Source organism: Mycobacterium sp. IDUB_37, assembly GCF_055419245.1.
In genome coordinates, this window is record NZ_JBVAXG010000010.1 from 1 (window position 1) to 17013 (window position 17013).

Annotated in this window: 11 protein-coding genes and 2 pseudogenes; 8 read left to right on the forward strand and 5 right to left on the reverse strand. The window is 61.9% G+C overall.

The features are described 5' to 3' along the window. Positions 1-912 precede the first annotated feature (912 nt). Positions 913-2976 (forward strand): hypothetical protein, encoded by a 2064-nt coding sequence (locus ACZY1I_RS26240; protein WP_463759341.1) that lies wholly within the window; start codon positions 913-915, stop codon positions 2974-2976. 253 nt (positions 2977-3229) lie between these two features. On the opposite strand, the gene ACZY1I_RS26245 is transcribed toward ACZY1I_RS26240, so the two are convergent. Beyond that, positions 3230-4303, reverse strand: a complete 1074-nt coding sequence (locus ACZY1I_RS26245) for an EspA/EspE family type VII secretion system effector (RefSeq protein WP_463759343.1) — start codon at positions 4301-4303, stop codon at positions 3230-3232. A gap of 697 nt (positions 4304-5000) precedes the next feature. Then, a complete protein-coding gene (locus ACZY1I_RS26250; protein WP_463759346.1) occupies positions 5001-6500 on the reverse strand; it encodes an EspA/EspE family type VII secretion system effector in 1500 nt (499 codons plus the stop codon). A gap of 1115 nt (positions 6501-7615) precedes the next feature. Between ACZY1I_RS26250 and ACZY1I_RS26255 the strand changes: the two genes are divergently transcribed. Next, on the forward strand, positions 7616-8665 hold the full coding sequence (locus ACZY1I_RS26255) for an EspA/EspE family type VII secretion system effector (protein ID WP_463759349.1): 1050 nt from the start codon (positions 7616-7618) through the stop codon (positions 8663-8665). Positions 8666-8894: 229 nt separating this feature from the next. Here ACZY1I_RS26255 and ACZY1I_RS26260 read toward each other — a convergent pair whose 3' ends face one another. After that, positions 8895-9392: a hypothetical protein gene (locus ACZY1I_RS26260; RefSeq protein WP_463759352.1), complete on the reverse strand. Its 498-nt coding sequence runs from the start codon at positions 9390-9392 to the stop codon at positions 8895-8897. Positions 9393-9695: 303 nt separating this feature from the next. Between ACZY1I_RS26260 and ACZY1I_RS26265 the strand changes: the two genes are divergently transcribed. Continuing rightward, entirely contained in the window at positions 9696-9941 is a 246-nt protein-coding gene (locus tag ACZY1I_RS26265) for a hypothetical protein (RefSeq protein ID WP_463759355.1), read from the forward strand. Positions 9942-10366: 425 nt separating this feature from the next. On the opposite strand, the pseudogene ACZY1I_RS26270 reads toward ACZY1I_RS26265, so the two are convergent. Next, a pseudogene (locus tag ACZY1I_RS26270) lies at positions 10367-11240 on the reverse strand (IS3 family transposase); the annotation flags it as partial. 28 nt (positions 11241-11268) lie between these two features. Between ACZY1I_RS26270 and ACZY1I_RS26275 the strand changes: the two are divergent. The 4 genes and pseudogenes from ACZY1I_RS26275 to ACZY1I_RS26290 form a co-directional block, all read left to right on the forward strand. Further along, a pseudogene (locus ACZY1I_RS26275) lies at positions 11269-11632 on the forward strand (ATP-binding protein); the annotation flags it as partial. A 266-nt stretch (positions 11633-11898) separates the two neighbouring features. Continuing rightward, the gene (locus tag ACZY1I_RS26280) at positions 11899-12732 is read left to right on the forward strand and encodes an EspA/EspE family type VII secretion system effector (protein ID WP_463759358.1); all 834 of its coding nucleotides are present in this window, start codon (positions 11899-11901) and stop codon (positions 12730-12732) included. 18 nt (positions 12733-12750) lie between these two features. Continuing rightward, positions 12751-13218, forward strand: coding sequence for a hypothetical protein (locus ACZY1I_RS26285; RefSeq protein ID WP_463759360.1), 468 nt, complete (start codon positions 12751-12753; stop codon positions 13216-13218). Between the two features lie 63 nt (positions 13219-13281). Then, positions 13282-14583 (forward strand): EspA/EspE family type VII secretion system effector, encoded by a 1302-nt coding sequence (locus ACZY1I_RS26290; protein ID WP_463759362.1) that lies wholly within the window; start codon positions 13282-13284, stop codon positions 14581-14583. Positions 14584-14870: 287 nt separating this feature from the next. On the opposite strand, the gene ACZY1I_RS26295 is transcribed toward ACZY1I_RS26290, so the two are convergent. Further along, entirely contained in the window at positions 14871-15056 is a 186-nt protein-coding gene (locus tag ACZY1I_RS26295; RefSeq protein ID WP_463759364.1) for a transposase, read from the reverse strand. 43 nt (positions 15057-15099) lie between these two features. Here ACZY1I_RS26295 and ACZY1I_RS26300 point away from each other — a divergent pair, with 43 nt between their 5' ends. Further along, a complete protein-coding gene (locus tag ACZY1I_RS26300; RefSeq protein WP_463759367.1) occupies positions 15100-16893 on the forward strand; it encodes an IS481 family transposase in 1794 nt (597 codons plus the stop codon). The last annotated feature ends 120 nt before the right edge of the window (positions 16894-17013 follow it).

The window sequence follows — 17013 nt, forward strand, 5'->3', positions numbered from 1 at the left end:
AGCATAGCTGCCGGAGCGAAACCATCTCCGAGCATGTTGCTCATGTAAGCAGCGGTGTATTCGTGGCCGGATATCCCAGGATCGCTGCCAATCTTGGCGATCCCAGCAAATTGTTGTCCCAGCCCGGCCAAATTGGTCAGGACCATACACGCATCTTCGAGCCCAAAAAGTGACACTTATTTCCTCACAAATTATTGATCGACGTGAAATTAGGGGTGCCCGCACCCGCAGTCCCGCGTGATTCTGGGATCAGTATCCCGCGGCAGCAGGTAGGTGAACCCCACCACTTCAGACCACGCGGGACTATTCTTCGCGCACACCCTACTAGATCAGAGCGGTCAGATCGAATCGGTCGACGAATCGCTACGACCTTGCTTCGGCCCCGATCGATCGCTGGGGGTCTCGATTGGCGAGTACGGGCAACCTAGAGTCGGCAGCTGCAAGGCGGCCCTACCTGGCAAGGCAGACTTGGGCACGTTGCCTGGATCAACGCCGGCCGTAGAGAGCAGATGGCCAAGTCCTGTTGACGGTGATTTGGCCTGCGCGACCCCGTCGCGCCTGCGGCACATTCGCGCCTTGACAACGCTGGTCCGAAGGCGCGAGAACCAGCACCACTTCATGCAAATTTTGCCGCAGTTGCTGCCCCTGAACGTCTATTACGCTGATAGACATGATGTCCCGCAATGGTTTGGCTTGCCGACGTGCCTCGGGTCGTCGGCGTTGGGGCGGTAGCAGTGAGGACCAGAACAAGAGCGATCGAGCCCGGCGCCAAGACATTACGAATCGCGGACCTGGTGTCGGCACCTGCAACGAGCGGAGCTTGCGATCAGAGCGCAGCAGCATGTTCGGTGCTGCGGCGCACCCGGAGACTGCGACCCAGGCGCAGGCTGAAATCTTGAGGTGGAGATGGTGATGGGTGTGACGAAGCCGGCGGGCCAGTATGTTGTGCAGATGCTCGACCCAGGCGGATGGCCGCAGGTCGACGAGGACACCTTCTATGACAGGGCGCAGGACTTCGCCCAGGTTTTGCGGCAGGTCACCGAGATTTTGGAAAGCTGTCAGCGGCAGCAAGCGCAGGTGTTCGACGATGGAGTCTGGTCGGGCGGGGCGGCGGATGCCGCTCATGGCGAACTCGGCGGCAACATCAGCCAGTTGGTGGCGCTGCAACAGAACCTTGCCGGTGTGATCACTTGGCACAAGTATGTCGCAGGCACAATTGTGCAAGCTAAGTCGGCCATCGGTGACAACGTGGAAAGCGCTCACCGAGGGATCAGTGCCCTCGAGAATGACCACAACCTGGACGCTGCGGAGCGAAGCGCTGAGATCACGACGTTGCTCGGCGCCACCTATGCAGCGAATGTCGCCGTGGTCGCCGAAACCGCTGAACAGATTCTGGCAAGTAAGGCATGGAAGCCGCCGACAAATGCGCTGAACGATCTGCTCGACCAGAGAATGCCTCCCCCCCTTGCACTTCCGGAGGACCAAGATCAACCGGCCACCGGTCCGAGGCACGCGGTGCCGGTTGCTCCTGCGCCAGTACCGGAGGGCCGGTCTCCGTCACCGCACCCAGCGCCTGCGCCAGGCGTAACACCCGTCCCGGCTTCAGGGATGCCTTCATTTCCTGGGCAGTCACCTGCAACACTTAGGCAGCCTTCTAACTTGCCCAGTCCGTCGGTGCCGGCCGCCGCGGTGAGCAGCCCATCGGCGCCCGTCCCCGGCGGTGGGCTCGCGGCTCCGATAATCCCGGCGGCGTCGACGCAGCCACCCGGTTCGGGTGGGCGTGGTAGGGGTGTCGCTCCTGCAGCGGTGCTGTCGCCCTCGCGGCCCTCGGGGTCTGTGCGGCCGGAGGATCCATCACCCGTGGTTGCGGCGGCCCAGACTGGGTTGCCACCACAGCCGGCGGGTGCGATGGCCGGTGCCGCCGCGGGTTCGGGCGGCAAGTCGGGCCTCGCGGGCGGGCAGCGGCCATCGGGTCTGGCGCCAGTTCGCCCGGCGTCAGCGACCTCCCAACCATCAGTGCGGAACAGGCGCGTCGTGGACGCGGAAGTTAAGGATCGCGGGGATGCCGCGGTCGCCCCGCTGCTGGCTCCGATCCCGGTTTCAGCGACCAGGGCCGAACGGGACGCGATCGCCGAGGCTTCCACTGCTGATGCAGCACGCCGCCGCGGCACCGATGTGCTGCGGTTGGCGCGGCGTATCGCTGCTGCGTTGAATGCCCCTGGTAGCGGCGGTGAGGGCGACTTCGGGTTCTACTGGGTGACAGCGGTGACCACCGACGGCCACATCGTCGTGGCAAATAGCTATGGGCTGGCTTACATCCCGGATGGAGTGCGGTTGCCGGAGCCGGTGCACATGGCCAGCGCCGACGAGGCGGTCCCGGCCGCTGAGCGGGCGCGGTGGGCCACTTATCCGATGTTGGCGGTGCAAGGCTGGGCGGCGCATCACAACACCAAGCTACGGGCGGTAATCGCGACGGAGGAGCAGTTCGCGAATTCCGATCCCGGTGCGGCCAAAATCATTCTCACGCCAGACGACATTCCGTCAAACGGCGATATGGCCGGCCGATCCAGGTTGGAGATCGTCGACCCGCACGCGGCAACGCGGCTGGCGGGTACGAGTGATCAGCGTTTGGTCGAATTGCTGCCGCCGGCGCCGGCAAAGGCGGAGCGACAGGCTGACCACAATCCCGCGTCGGAGATGGTCGTTGCGGAGAATGCGCAGGATGCACCGCCGCCGTCTGATCCGCGACCAATGTTGTGGTTCGGAGTCCTGAAGCCGCTGACAAGCACCGCCACCGGCCGTGAGGCCGCACACCTGCGCGCGTTCCGCATCTACGCAGCGCACATGCAGGACGTCGTTCTCAACGAGGTTCATGTGGCAGTGGACACTGCCGATCAGCGCGCCGCAGTGGCTGATTGGCTTTACTGGAATCGTCTCTGCGGCCTACTCGACGAAGCACAGGTCGACGCCTCTTGATCTTGGGCAAGTCCTGCCAGGGTTGCAGCCCAGGAACGCACCATTGAGCTCGCTGCTCGCGCAGTGCCGCCCGGTGCCTGGCACTAGTCCGCCTTCGGGAACGCTTGCGAGACTTTGTCCCAACGCGGGAATTGTGCGGGCCAGAGGGTTCCAGCACTGAAATGCGTCCAACAGCACCTTCAGGAGCACATTCGCTCGACCAGCGACCACCGAGATCAATGCTCGAGCCCCAGGGCCTACCGGAGGGTCCGGGTCATTGCGTCCGTTTCTGTGCGGGACGGGCCGGCGTGTGGTGTGGTGGATTTTCGCTGTCAACGCCCGCAATCCCGGTCGGGGGTCGTCGGCCGTACTTAATCGGAGCGTCCGCTACGAGGGCCTCGATATCATCACCGACGGTGGTGTTCACAGGCGCGACGGCGGCTTTGTGTTCGTCCGCGGGGCTGGTCGGCCGGTCCGAGGAATCCGCCGGTTTTGCTGACTGCCCCGGCCGTTGGGGCGCCTGAGCAAACCTAGGTACCAGGAGCACCCGCCCGGTCAGCTCGGATTCCTCTTGCGTGTGCTCCGGGACGACGAGGCTGGATCCCACCCGTGGTGCGGCGCCCTCGTGAGCGTTTGCGCCAGGGTGGGGATGGTCGGCAGGCATGCCGCCCGGACTCGCCGTCAAGGCGGAAACCGCAGATTCCGATGCTACCGGCGCATCGATCAACGTTGATGGGCTCGGTGAACCCAGACCCGCGAGGGCCTCGCCGTACTTGCTCGCCAACCCATTAGCCTCGGACTTGTGCTTGAACGAATCGAACAGCAACTTACCAAGCATGCCCACAGCAACGGCAAGTCCAAGCCCGCAAACTGCACCTGCGAAGCGCCGCGCTGCCACCACCCCGCCTGGCTGGACCACGAGGGAAAGCTCAATAGCAATTGCCGCGACAAGTAAGCCTTTGAGGATCCCGAAACCCAAGCGGATGTGAGTGACTTGCTCTGCCTGAGCATTCACGACGGCGGCGAGCTTGATGTCTAAATCGGCGATAGTTTTGGCGCCACGATCACGCAACGCGGCGTTGCTCTCTGCGTACTTTTCCGACGCAGTACCCCGCCATCTGTCGTCCGGAAACGCGGACGCCAGAAATTCGTACATCGCGTCGAATTTCTCCGCACCAGCCTTGAGATCATCCCCCTCGGTCGGCGGAAAGAATCCAGTCGTCTGCTCTAGCAGTTCGACGAGCGTAAGAACATAAGGAATCATTGGCTGGAAATTGTTCACGTCGCTAACAGCTTGAAGATGACGAACCATCGCATCGACCTGCTCGCCCACATCCGACTTGGTCATGCCAATAGTTGGGACCGACCTCTTCGTCAATTCTGGATCAAGGAGGTCAGACCCTGCGCGCAAGAACCAGCGCTCAAGGGCGGGGCTTAAAACAGCCCCGCCGTCGCCAAAAACGCTGGTAGCGGTCGCTGAGGCGTACTCAGTGTCGAATTGCGAGCCGAAATCCGGGCCAATGACGGAGCCCGTAATCTGCTGCCCAAGACAGCCCAAGGCAAGTATCACCCTGGCTGCTTCCCCAAGTACTGACATTATCGCTTCACCGCCAAATAAACACCGTTACAACGGATTTCCGAAGATCCATCCTTAAGATTCGATTCTAGTCTGCTGAGGCCCGAGGACGCGCGCCAGTTGTATCAGGCGCAGCAATCTCAACGGGTACGGCGCTCTTCGCGCGGACTGCGCGGTCACTGCCCGCAGGAGCGGTCGCGGTCTTGACGTTTCCGGCCGACGACCGCACGCGAGGTCCGAACGGTGCAGTAGTTGGAGCGGGCCATTCCCGTCCCTTCTAGTGACTAGGAATTAGCCGGAGTTGCTCATGCTCGGTCGGCTCGGGTGCGTCTCGGAGTTGAGTGAGGCGGTGGGTGTCTGCTGGTGTGGGCGGCTGTCGAGCCGTTGGCGGGTGAGTGTGGATAGGAGGGGCTAGCGAGGTGGTGCGGGGGAATCGGGTCTTGCATCGGAGTGGCAGTGACGGTTGCGCTTAAGGCATCACACGAGACGAGGATGAATTAGTGGCAATAAAACGTGGATTGTGTTCTCTCGCAACAGCTTTACCGTCGTCTTCGGGCCCCGGCGCGACACTGTCGATGGCGTCGGCGAACGCCACCCCCTCGGCGTTTGTCCCGGCGGCGGCGGCGCCGGGACGATCGAGCTGTTCTGGCAATGGGTCCATTTCGTGTATCTGTTGGACTCGGCGAAACTTGGCCAGGTGGGAGTCGGTTAGTGACGGCTCTTTCCGTGCCGCGGGGTTAGCCGACCTCGGCATCGCCGGCGCTGCCGTCGACGAGGTTCCCAGCGCGCTTGCCCCTGCCCAGTCGTCCCAATCGGATTGTTCAACGGCCAATTTCGAGGTCTGGTCATGACCGAGACCGGTGTCCATAGTCGCCTGCACTATCTCCGGCACAGGCCTATCGCAACCAGACATCGTGGATGCTCCCGTAGCTCGAGTCTGGTTAGAGGACACCACCACCTCGTCGGACCCCGGGAATGCGTCAGCGTACGTGCCAGCCTGTTTGTTCCCCTCGGTCGCTGCGTCTACGGACGACGCCAGCAGCGTGCTGATCATGGCGATGGCAGCGAGGACTCCGAGTGAAGCGACCATTCTCGCGAACCAGTCCGCTACGGTGAGGTTCGTTGGGAAAGGCAACTCCCAGATTAGTGCTGCCTCCTCAATAAGCGCCGCACCTAACAATATCTTGTCTATACCGAATCCAAGGCGAATGGCTGTAATCGAATCCGCCTGGTTCTTTACGGCTGAGGCCATAGTGCGGTCCGCAGCTCCCAGGGTGCGCGCAAGCTCTAGCACTTCCTGGGTTTGATCGGCGTAAGATCGCGACGCCGTACCTGGCCACCGTTCATCTGGAAGGGCAGAGGAAAGCTGCTTTTCAAGTGCACTGAATCGATCGGAGCCAGTAATGAATTCGTCGCCTTCAGTGGGCGGCCCGAAGCCTGCCAGCTGTTCCAGCACTTCGGTGACAATAAGCGCCCAAAGGATTATGCTGGATCCTTGCTTCCATGCCTGCGTTCGAAAAGTCTTCTCCTCAAGTCGCGCAATCTCGCGTTCGATCCTACTTTTCGCCTCGCTGATTTTATCTGGCGAGTAGATCTGGCGCATATTGCTGGGCCCGCGTTCACGGCCCCACGCACGGATGCTCTTTTCTTTAGCAGCGGGAAAGCGGTCTCGGAGTAATTTCATGCGTGTCTGATAGTCAGCTTCGGGCGGAAATTCGATGTCCCTGGGCGAAACCAGGGCGAAGCTTTGCTTCCTCATCGATTCGACTCGCCTTTGGATCGTGTCGATCGCTTTATTCCCCGGTGCCGCAACCGCGAAGCCAGCCACCAAAGCAAAAGCGGAACCGGCCATATTGGTTTTCGCGGCTTCCGCGTAGTCACCACTGAATCGTGAGCTATCTAAACCCTTAAACTGTTCTCCCAAACCCACAAAAGCGGCAATGATCCGAATTGCTTCGGTGAGGTCCATGTGCGCGCTCCCTTGCAAAAATTAAAGACACCACTGGACAGCGCGCCTGTGAACGCTCCATGATGATACGCCGACACTGTGGGTCAACATGCAAAGCTTGGGCCGACGCAGTGGCATGCACTTGAACGCGGGACACAGTCCAACCCGTTGCCCCTCAGGATTGATCAGAGGGGCCCACCTAGAGTATCCCCTCGGTTGTGTTGAATTTTGTTGGCGCAGTGAGCCATACCTTACGCGGTACAATCCGCGGCACTCGACAGCCTGTGCGCCTGTACGGTGATCGCGGGCGTCGTGGCTGCATCGAAAGCTGTTGACTCTAATAGCCGTCCCGAGTTCGTCCAGATCAAAAGGCCTAAAGCTGCCTGCCGATGTAACTGACCCGCTGGCGATGCCACGTCTGAAACTTCCCTGAGATGTGCACGCCTCCATGTTAGGGCCGCGAAAGTGCTGCAGGAGCCAGCCTCATGAGCTGGTACCGTCAATTGGCGACGGAGAAGGGGGATACGATGTTGATCTTGGCTCAAGCTGCTGCCATTGTTAATGGTCTACTTGGACTGGGTGGAAACACCACCGGCCTGTATATGGATATCGATCGGGGAGTCCGACCCACTCGCGAGAATACCGCCTCTGCGGCAATGGGTTTGATCGGAAACGGGGCCAGTATTACCGCCGGGGCCGCCGCGGGCGGCGTGGGTGACTTGATGTCGATCCACTTAAAAAATACGCAATTCATGCACGGTCTTGCGTCACAGAATCTTCGAACCTACGGCGTGTTAGCTAATCGCGCCGACGAGAAATATCGTGAACTCCAACGGCAAATCGGTTCGACATTGCAACAGCCAGACTCGCTGTTGGAAGGAACGACTGGTAATCGTCTCCAGGAAGCGCATAAGGCGTGGCTCGCTAACCCCAACGAGGACAACGATCGGGCTCTTAAGTCAGCGACAGCAGAAAACAATGCTACCAAACTTCGGGCCCAAAAAGCTTCCGAGGATTGGTCGAAAGCGGTCGATTCGGAAATCGAGGCGCGAGCACGCGTCGCTCAGGTGGAAAATCAGATTGAAGCCCACAAGCAGGGCGAAGCGAGTTTGAGCTTGCTTTTATATGCACAATCGGTGGTCGAGTTATTGGAGTTGACGGTGGGGTTTGAGGCGCCTTTCGACGGGCAGTGCTTGGAGGTGGCAGCGGCGGGCTTCGCGGGCATTAGAGAGGTACTGGCAAACGGTGTGGCCGGTCAGCGTTGGGAGGGTGTGGCTGCCGGCGGCTATGGCGGGCAAGCCACCTCGCAGCGGAAGCAGGCAGCGGCGATGGTGCAGGCGGATCAGTCGTTGGTGGAGATCGTTCAGAATCAGGCTTTGTGGGTGGACCATGCCCGGCTGGTGCTAGGGGCTGATGCGACGCTGCTCGGGATTGCGGTCGCCGTGGAGGCGGCCCTATGTGCATCGCCGGACGGCGGGCCGGTGTGGGCAAAATGGTTTGCTCACACAGCGGCCGGACTCGGAGTGGCGGCTGCAGTCGGCGCAATCTCAACGGTATTGGCGTTTTCGATGCGAAACGCGCAGAAGGCAAACGCGATAGCCGGCGATTATGACGAGCTTGGTGCAGGTACGGCGGCAGCGGGCCGTCCGCTCGCGGCGGGAGTTGGCGGATCCAACGCAACGACGGTCACGCGGGCGACAGCAGTTGCGACTACCAAGGCTGACACGGACACCGGTGCGGCCGCAGGCGCCACCGCTACAGCAACCGCTGATCAGCGCGAAGCCTCCCCCGCAGGCGTTGCCGACGTTGTCGGGGCTGGTACTCGCTCGCTGGTATCGACCGGCCCGATGTCCCCGGCGCCGGGGGGGTGCAAGGCAATGTCCGCAGAACCTACCGTGGCTCAGCTGTTTCGCCTGTCGGACCCAGTGGCCACTGCCTTCGGCCACAGTGGCCCCAATTCGGCACACCGACCGAAATCTCCACGGGGCCCTGTTCCGCTTCGGCCCCGGACCTATGGCCGAGACGTCGGCGTGACCGAGCCGCCCGCGGCGCTGGCGGACTCCGATCACCCCGCCAACGCCGGCGCAGCCCCAACGGCAGGTAGTGGCCGGCGTGCACCCGCGCGCCCCACCGTGACCAACACCGAGGACGTCCCGACACCCGCCCTACTGTTCGTAGGGGTATAGCCGACCCCCCGACTCGCACTGCGCTGCAGTCGGTTTGGAGGAGTGAGGGCTTCGGCTCAATGAATTGATCGTCATCCAAGCGTCATTGACGCGTCGTGGGATTGCTGAGAGGTCATGCTTTCGATCAACTCGCGCAACATCTTTCGCGGCTGAGCCCTCGGTTCCTGGGGCACGGCCAAGCAAATACCATCCGCGAGGCGCCCGCCGCGGCCGCGCTTGTCCGGTGCGTCTATTGCGTCATCGGCCTCAAACCGGATGCGACGATAAGTGGAGGCGGCGTTCCTTCGTGTGGATCGGCGTAGGTCTTGTAAAACGGTGGCAGAGTGGAACCCTCACCCTGGAAGGGCACGCTGTATTCAGCGTCGAATGTTACGTGGTACCACTGAATGCCGAGTGATGCGGAAATGTCCGGATCTTCGCTACGCGCATCGACAACGGTCGTAACCCTCACGCATCGCACATGCTGACGCATCATCGACGCAAAGCTCAATAGCCCGTTCGCATCCTGATCGGACGATGCGGCACCGTAGACGCCACGCATCTTTCGCCCCAGGTACTTCCACGCGGCGGGGTAGTCCTTCTCGTTGAGCGCCTTAAAGTAGTCGACAAGAGACTGCTGACCCTTGCCGATTGGGCTAGCGTCGGCTTGTCCGTTCGCGCAGCCGAGGTCTGCAACAGCGTGTGTCGAAAGCCCCAGGTTGATTGCTACCGCCACCACCAGGGCCATCAATCCCACGCTGAAGCGGACCCGAAATCGCGCCGACCGCATGACGGTCCGTCCAAGGCCACCGGTTCGAAGTTCGCGGAATTCACCCATAGCGGCTCAGTCTCGCACACAAATTGTCGTAATCAGTTGCGCCACTTAGCCGTACGACTGCATGTTGTGCGCCGATTGAAGCTTCATGGTGTATATCATCGAGCCACCTGCGCCGCTGCGTGAATGTGATTTCTGGATGGGTCGGTTGCGCAACCGCTGCCACCGTTGAAATTTGGTGCGGGCTAGGGCCGCAGCGGGTGGGACAATTGATCGATGGCAAGGAATCACTGGTTGGATGCGTGCGAGGCGCACCCCTGGGAGATCCAGGTCGGCGACATCATCGCTACACCGGCGCCCGCGTTCGAGCCCTACACCGTCACGGAAATTGAGATCCCGAGAGGTTTCGGCGCACAGAGGCATTGGACCTTCTGGGGCGACGACGAGGTCGGTAGGTGCTACGCCTGCAGCTTCCGCAGGGATGTTATGGTTGTCCGCTTCGCCGAGGCCAGGGCCCGCTGACCGGCCGTCGCCCTGGGCTGCGTCGCCGCCAAGCGGTGTGGTGGTGAACCGGAGGGCAGAGCCGGTTGCCGGGGGCGCGAACGCTCCCGCCGGCTTCTGCGCGGCGGTGATGTCCTGAAAGCCTGCCACCCTGGTCTGGGCGCCTCAACGTCGGGAGCCCATCGCGGCTTCATCGCACCCTGACCTGCGGCGATTGCGCGGTAGTCACGGGTTACGTGATCGATCTCGTTGGCACATTGCTTGGAGAAGACGCCCAGCGTGGTCAGTATGCCTGCCCCGATTGCGAACCCCATGCCCGCCGCCGCAACAGCGAATCGGTCGGCCACCACTGGTGTGGCTTCAATTCGCAATGTCAACTCCACCGCAAACGCTTCAATCAGCAGTCGGGACTGCCCCGAGTTCAGTTGACTCGCGGGGTGTGAATTTCAGGCCGCGGTTGCGACTGGTGTGTGGAGCAGTTCGAACTCTATCGGGGTGAGCTTGCCGAGGGCGCGTTGCCGGCGTCGTCGGTGGTAGGTGCGCTCGATCCAGGTCACGATCGCCAGGCGTAGTTCGGCGCGGGTGGCCCACCGTTGTCGGTCGAGCGCGTTGCGTTGCAGAAGGGCGAAGAACGACTCCATGGCGGTGTGGTCCCCGCACGCCCCGACTCGGCCCATCGAGCCATGTAATCCATTGTGCGACAGCGCTTGCACAAACTTTCGTGACCGAAATTGGCTGCCCCAGTCGGAGTGAACGATCGTGGAGACCGGTGAGGGTAATGCCACGGCATGTTCTAGGGCGGCCACCGCAAGCAAAGACTTCATCCGCGAATCGATCGAGTAGCCCACAATCGGAGTTGGAATATACGTCTTTGATGGCGCAGAGTTAGAGCTTGCCCTCCTCGGTTGGGTGCTCGGTGATGTCGGCCAGCCAGACCTGGTTGGCATTCTGGGCGCTGAACTGGCGCTGCACGAGGTCGTCATGGACCGGTGGGCCGGATCGATGGTTCGGTCCACGCTTCTTGGCGAAGGCCGACCAGATGCGCTCCTGTAAGCACAACCGTGCAACACGATTCTTCCCAGCAACGATCCCACGAGAGGGCAGTTCATCGGCAATGAAGCGGTATTCGAACGCAGGGTCATCGGCGTGAATGTCACGGGCGGCGTTGATCAGGTGTGCATCGTCCCAATTACGCTGCGTCACCGGTGCTTTGCGCCACTTGTAAAACGCCTGGGTGGAAAATCCCAGGACCCGGCAGGTTACCGTGACAGGTACCCGGTCACCGGCAAGGTCAAGGACCAGCGGGTAGGTCATTCTGGGTTGGCGTCCCGCGAAGCTCAAAGCGTTAATGTGCCGCCTCAAACTGGGCCAGCTGCTCGGGTCCTTGCCCGAGCGGCTGGCACTCGCCTGCACCAATCGGTTACCGCTTCACGACTTCCCAGAACTACTCTTCACCGATGAATTCGCCCGCCGCGACCGCTAATCCGGCGCGTGACGCGCCAAGGCCGCCCACCTTGATCCCCCCGTGCAGCTGCAGGCCTGGGGTGACTTCCACTGCGGTGGCATTCGATCAACAACTCTGGGCCGAGCTGACCTCACTGCGATTCCTCGCCGATGCCCTACAACGTGCTCATCACGGGACCCCGGTCGGTGTGGGAAAGGTGTTCTTAGCCAACGTATTACGACATATCGCTGACTACAAACCCCACAGCGAGGTAGATCCAATTACTACCGGAAGTGGGCAGCGATGAGTCCGCCGGGCTCGTGAATTGGTGCGAATGCCTGGTGGCGGGCGGTGTTACGGTTTGTTGAGGTGTGAAAAGGGTGTGACGGGTTGTCTAGCGGTGGCGAATTGGCTGCTGCTGCAAGCGGTGTCAATTGCCGGAGAATCGCCTTGATGTTTGTGTCCAACGACCGTGCAGGTTGGCGCACAGCTGCAATGGATGCGTTGAGGTGTCGACCAGATCGCGGGTGAGTGATGTCTGTTTTTGCGGAAGCGACCGCGATCATTAATGGTTTGCTGGGGCTCGGGGGCAATACCGCCGGTCTTTATATGGATATCACTGGGCAGCAGCCGGCGACATCGGAACACACCGCATCGGCGGCCCTGGGCTTGACCAGTAACGCAGCGGGCACCGTTGGCGGCTCAGCGGTCGGTGTAACCAGCGTCGCTCAACGCCTGGCAGTACGCCAAGCTGCGCAAAACCTGACAGATGCCACGGCCTCGCTCGGTCGCGCAAGTCGCCTCAAGGCCGAGGCGTGCGTTGAATATCGCCTTGCGGAGGCGAGTTATAACGCGATACGTGATGGCACGGACCCCGACTACGCCGAAGCATTGAACTTCCATCGGCGCAACTGGCGGAACAAAGCAACCGAGCGTCTAGCCAGGGAGGCTTACGAAGAAGCCGAGATGATGGATGACGTTGCCACCGCCAGGTATCGCCAGGCCCGCGACGCCAGATGGGATGCGCTGGATCGGGAGAATGTTGCTGCGGAAATTGCTGAGGACAGAGAGCGCGAGCACAAGCAAGCGCAGCGAATGCAGGAGCGGACCGATCAGCGCCTGAGTGTGATTTTGTGGGCGTTGTCGGTGGTGCAGTCGTTGGAGTGGACGTTAGGGTTTGGGGCCCCGATGGACGGCCAGTGTTTCCAGGAGGGTGCGGTGGCTTTTGCTGGGGTGGGTGAGGTGTGGGCGGCCGGGTTTGCCGGTCAGCGTTGGGAAAGTGGTGGCGCTCAGGGGTATAACCGGCTCAACGGTGTGCAGGGTGAGCAGGCTGCCGCGGTGGTGCAGGCGGATCGAGTGTTGGCTTAGATTGCTGCGAATCAGGGTGTGTGGGTTGATCACGGCCGGCTGGTGTTGGGCGCTGATGCCACGCTGCTGGGAGTAGCGCTCGCGGTGGAAATGGCGCTGTTGGTGTCACCGCAGGGCGGTCCGGTGGCGGCGAAGTGGTTCGCCAATATCGTGGCCAGTCTCGGGGTGGCGGCCGCGGCCGCGATGGTGGCCACGGTGTTGGCGTTTTCGTTCCAGAATGCGCACGCGGCTAACGACTTGGCCCGCGGGTATGACGGGCTCAGTGCGGGTCGGGCAGGTGCGGGTGGCGGCGATATGGCAGCGGCCGGCGCCGGGGGGTCCACGACGGTCGCACGGGTGCCGGCGGTGGCTGCTACCACCCTAGAGTCGTCCACCGACGCACCCCGGGCAGCCGCCGCCGCGGGCGCCGGTCACCGTCCAGTACCCGCCCCCACCGGCTTTGAAGTCGAGAAATCTCTGCATCTGAACCCTTACCCGCAAAGCTAGGCTGATGTCGGCGCGGCGCCCGTTTCCGCGTGGTCACGCCGGAACTTTGGGAGGAATCGGGATATGCCTGCGTTCGGCGGTCCTTTCGCGATTATTGCCAGCATGATTAGCCTGGGCGGGGATTTTGCCGGCGACAGGATAAATTCTGCTGGTGAAGTTGCTAACGAATTTAGTGACGAATATAGATCGGCGAGGGCGACCAGCATGATCGCGGCCGCCGCGACTGTCACGGTTGCAGGTCACGTGATGGCTTATGCTTGGGGCTTAAACAAGCGAGCGGAGAAGGCCATTCAACTCCAGCAGTTCGCAGATGACATGGGTTTTACGCGAGACAGAAGTTTACAGGAAGACATTGATCGCGCAGAACTCGTCAAGTCGGCGAGGAATAGTCCTATTTTGTGGGCTCTTTCTCTGGTGGATGGGTTGGAGTTAACGTTGGGTTTTGGGTCGTCGTCTGAGGGGGATGATTTCAGGGCGGGGGCGGAGCTGTTCGGCAGCGTGGGCGTCCAGTTGGGGTTGGCCGATGCCGATCGGAGCCGGTGGGGTGGTGCGGCGGCGGAAGCCTACTGCGCAGAGGATGGCCTGTTGCGGGGCTATGCGCGCAGGCTCGCGTGGCTAGATAGCGAGTTGGCGGCAGTGGTGAAGGATCAAGCCGAGTGGAATACCCATATGCGGTTAGGTTTTGCGTTGCTGAAGGGTCTGCTTGTGCAGGCGTATTTGTGTGAGGTGGCGATGAGGACGATCGCGGCATCCGCTGGGGCGGCGTATGCGTTTGCGCGTGCGGCGGCGGGCACAGGGACCGCTGTGGCGGTGACGATGTCGACGTATTTAGCGGCTGAGATTTCGCGGCGCAACGGCGTAAAGGCGAACAGCTTGGGTGCTGGGTATGACTTGGTGGCGGCGGGTGCGCTGTCTTCGGGTGGGCCCGATCTCGGTGTGGCAGTGAGCGCGCGGGACTGCGCGGTGGCGTCGGTCAGTGGCGGTAGTGACCACGAGGCGTGCGGCGCGGGCGGCGTTGAGAGTGACGCGGTGGCTGGGGGTTATTCGGAGGCGATGTCGGCGCAGGATAATTTGACTTCAGCGAAGCCTTCATTGGCTCGGTTAGCAGAAATGTCTGGCCATTCTATTGATTGGGCAGAGGGCGTCGATCAGGCGTCGGTATACGTGCGGAATGTTTCGACCGGTCAGCGAGGTGCGCCGGCGGCTCCCGCCATAAGACAGCAGCCGCCGCGGGCGCAAGTGTTGGCTGCGGGACCCCATAACGACGCGATCGGTGACGGTGAAAGTGCGGGTGCGGAGCAGGGTGGGTTGCGCGTGCCGATCGGGGTGGCGGTCGACCCCGCGGCACGGGGGCGGTGCAGGTGAGGTACCAGCCCGCCGTCATCGAGTCGACAGCGCGATCAGGTCAGCGTTCCGCGAAGATTCCTCGTAGTTAGGGCCGGGCGGCAGCCCTCCTGAAAAGCTCGCCCGTTCGCTGGACCATCAGCGTGGTCGACGCGGTCAGCACGCTGTGGGCATTAAGTTTCCTGCCGAGGACGACGAGTTCACGTGCAGGCGCCCAGCAATTCGCCGCGTTCGCAAATGAATTGGGTTTCGGCGGTGCCGGACGATCGTTGGCAGGGCGAGGCGGCGCCATCGTTGAGCCCAGGCAGCTAGCCGGTGTCGATGAGCTCCTGTTTGCGCCAGGCGTAGATCGTCTGGTCACTAATATTCAGGTCAGCGGCGATCTGCGCGATCGGGCGTCCGGCGGCGACAAGATCGAGCACCTTTCGACGGAACTCTTCGGGATAACGCTTGGTGATCTGTATAGGTTCAGGACATCTTTGACCGTTCGTCATCGGGACATAGTTGACGGGCAACCTATGGCTGCAACGGTTTGGGGTGCCTAGCCCAGAGTTTCCTGAGTCAGATTCCGATGTTGCAGCGCGCGTCACTGTCGAGATCCGACTGCGCGCTGTCACTGAAGTCAACGACGGCGCTCCCGTTGGTGAGGTAGCCGAACGCTACGGCGTCACGCGTCAGACGGTCACGGCGTGGCGTAAACGCTACGAGGCCAGCGGCCTGGACGCTCTGGCTGATCAGTCGCGCCGCCCGCATTTCAGCCCGGGCCGGATTGCCCCGGACGTCGAAGCGTTGATCTGCGAAATGCGCCGACACCATCGACGCTGGGGTGCCCGACGAATCGCTCACGAGCTGAAGCGCGAAATCGGCAACCAGGCTCCGTCTCGATCCACGACCCACCGCGTTCTGGTGCGCAATGGGCTGGTGAATAGCCAAGAGCAGCAACATAAACGAGTCTACAAGCGGTGGGCGCGGGAAGCGCCGATGCACCTGTGGCAGCTCGACATCGTTGGCGGGGTGTTCCTGATCAACGGGCGCGAACACAAGGTGCTCACCGCCATCGACGACCATTCCCGGTTTGTCGTCGCTGCCACCGTGTTGCCGCTGCCGTCAGGTCCTGCGGTGTGTGATGCGTTCCTGGCGGCGATCACCCGCTGGGGTGCACCATTTGAGGTGCTCACCGACAACGGCAAACAATTCACCGGCAAGTTCACCAGGCCCCTACCGGTCGAGGTCCTCTTCGAGCGGATCTGCCGCGAGCACGGCATCACGGCCCGATTGACAAAACGTCGCTCACCGACGACCACCGGCAAGATTGAACGGTTTCACCGAACCCTGCGACGCGAATTACTTGATGAGACAGGCGCATTCGAATCGATCGAGGCCGCCCAGGCAGCGATCGACGAATGGGTACACGCCTACAACACCGTGCGGCCCCACCAATCGCTGAACATGGCCACCCCAGCGAGCCTGTTCCGTAGCCGGGCCACCGAACCGGCCGCAGAGCCAGCTGCCGACGCCGTCCGCCCCGACAAGCCGACCACTTCCATCTCGCTCATGGCGCCGCCGGCCGTCAACATAGCGCCGCAGCCCATCGAAATCGACGCCCGCGTGCCACCGTCGGGCGTCGTAGTCATCGCCGGTCTGCAGCAACTCTGGGTCGGCAAGAACTACGCCGGACTGACATTGACACTGTGGATCGACCTGACCAGCATCCACATCCTGCTCGCCGATGACGTCATCAAGACCGTCCCGTCGCGGGTGACCACCGCCGACCTCGAACGCCTGTCCCTGCGCGGAGTGCGAACCGGGCGACCCGACCCCGCGGACCCCGCGCCTACCGGTGTCAGCGTGAGCCGACGCCCGACGCCGATCGAAATCGACCGCACCGCCAATCGCGATGGCATTGTCGTTGTCCGTGGCCAGGAGTTGGCGTTGGGTGCTGGTATCGCAGGGACCAGGGTAACGCTGCGATTCGACGTGGGCCTCATCCACGCCATAGCAGGCAACATGCTACTCAAGACACTCTTAAACCCATTCTCTATCAATGAAACTCGGCTGATACGAGGCGCCCGACCCGCGGCGTCGGAGCTTCCCTCACCGCCGCCAGCTGGGCCACAGAGTGTGCAGCGGCGAGTTCCTAGAGATGGTGTCGTGATGGTCGCCGGGCAGCGACTACGTGTCGGGCGAACGCATGCCGACACCATCGTCACCATCGTGGTCGAAGATCACCACTTCCGAGTGCTCGACGGCATCAAAGAACTTTCACTGCACGCGCGGACTTCAACCCAACCCATCCGCAACTTCAACGCCCACCGTCGCCGTGAACGGTAACCATGTCCCGGTAACGATGGGTCACCTATGTCCTGGGACCACACAGGTCATTGGGCATGGACACGGCTCCTTCGTGGATGTCGCAACCAAAAGTCAAGCAAACCGACTCCATGCAACCCA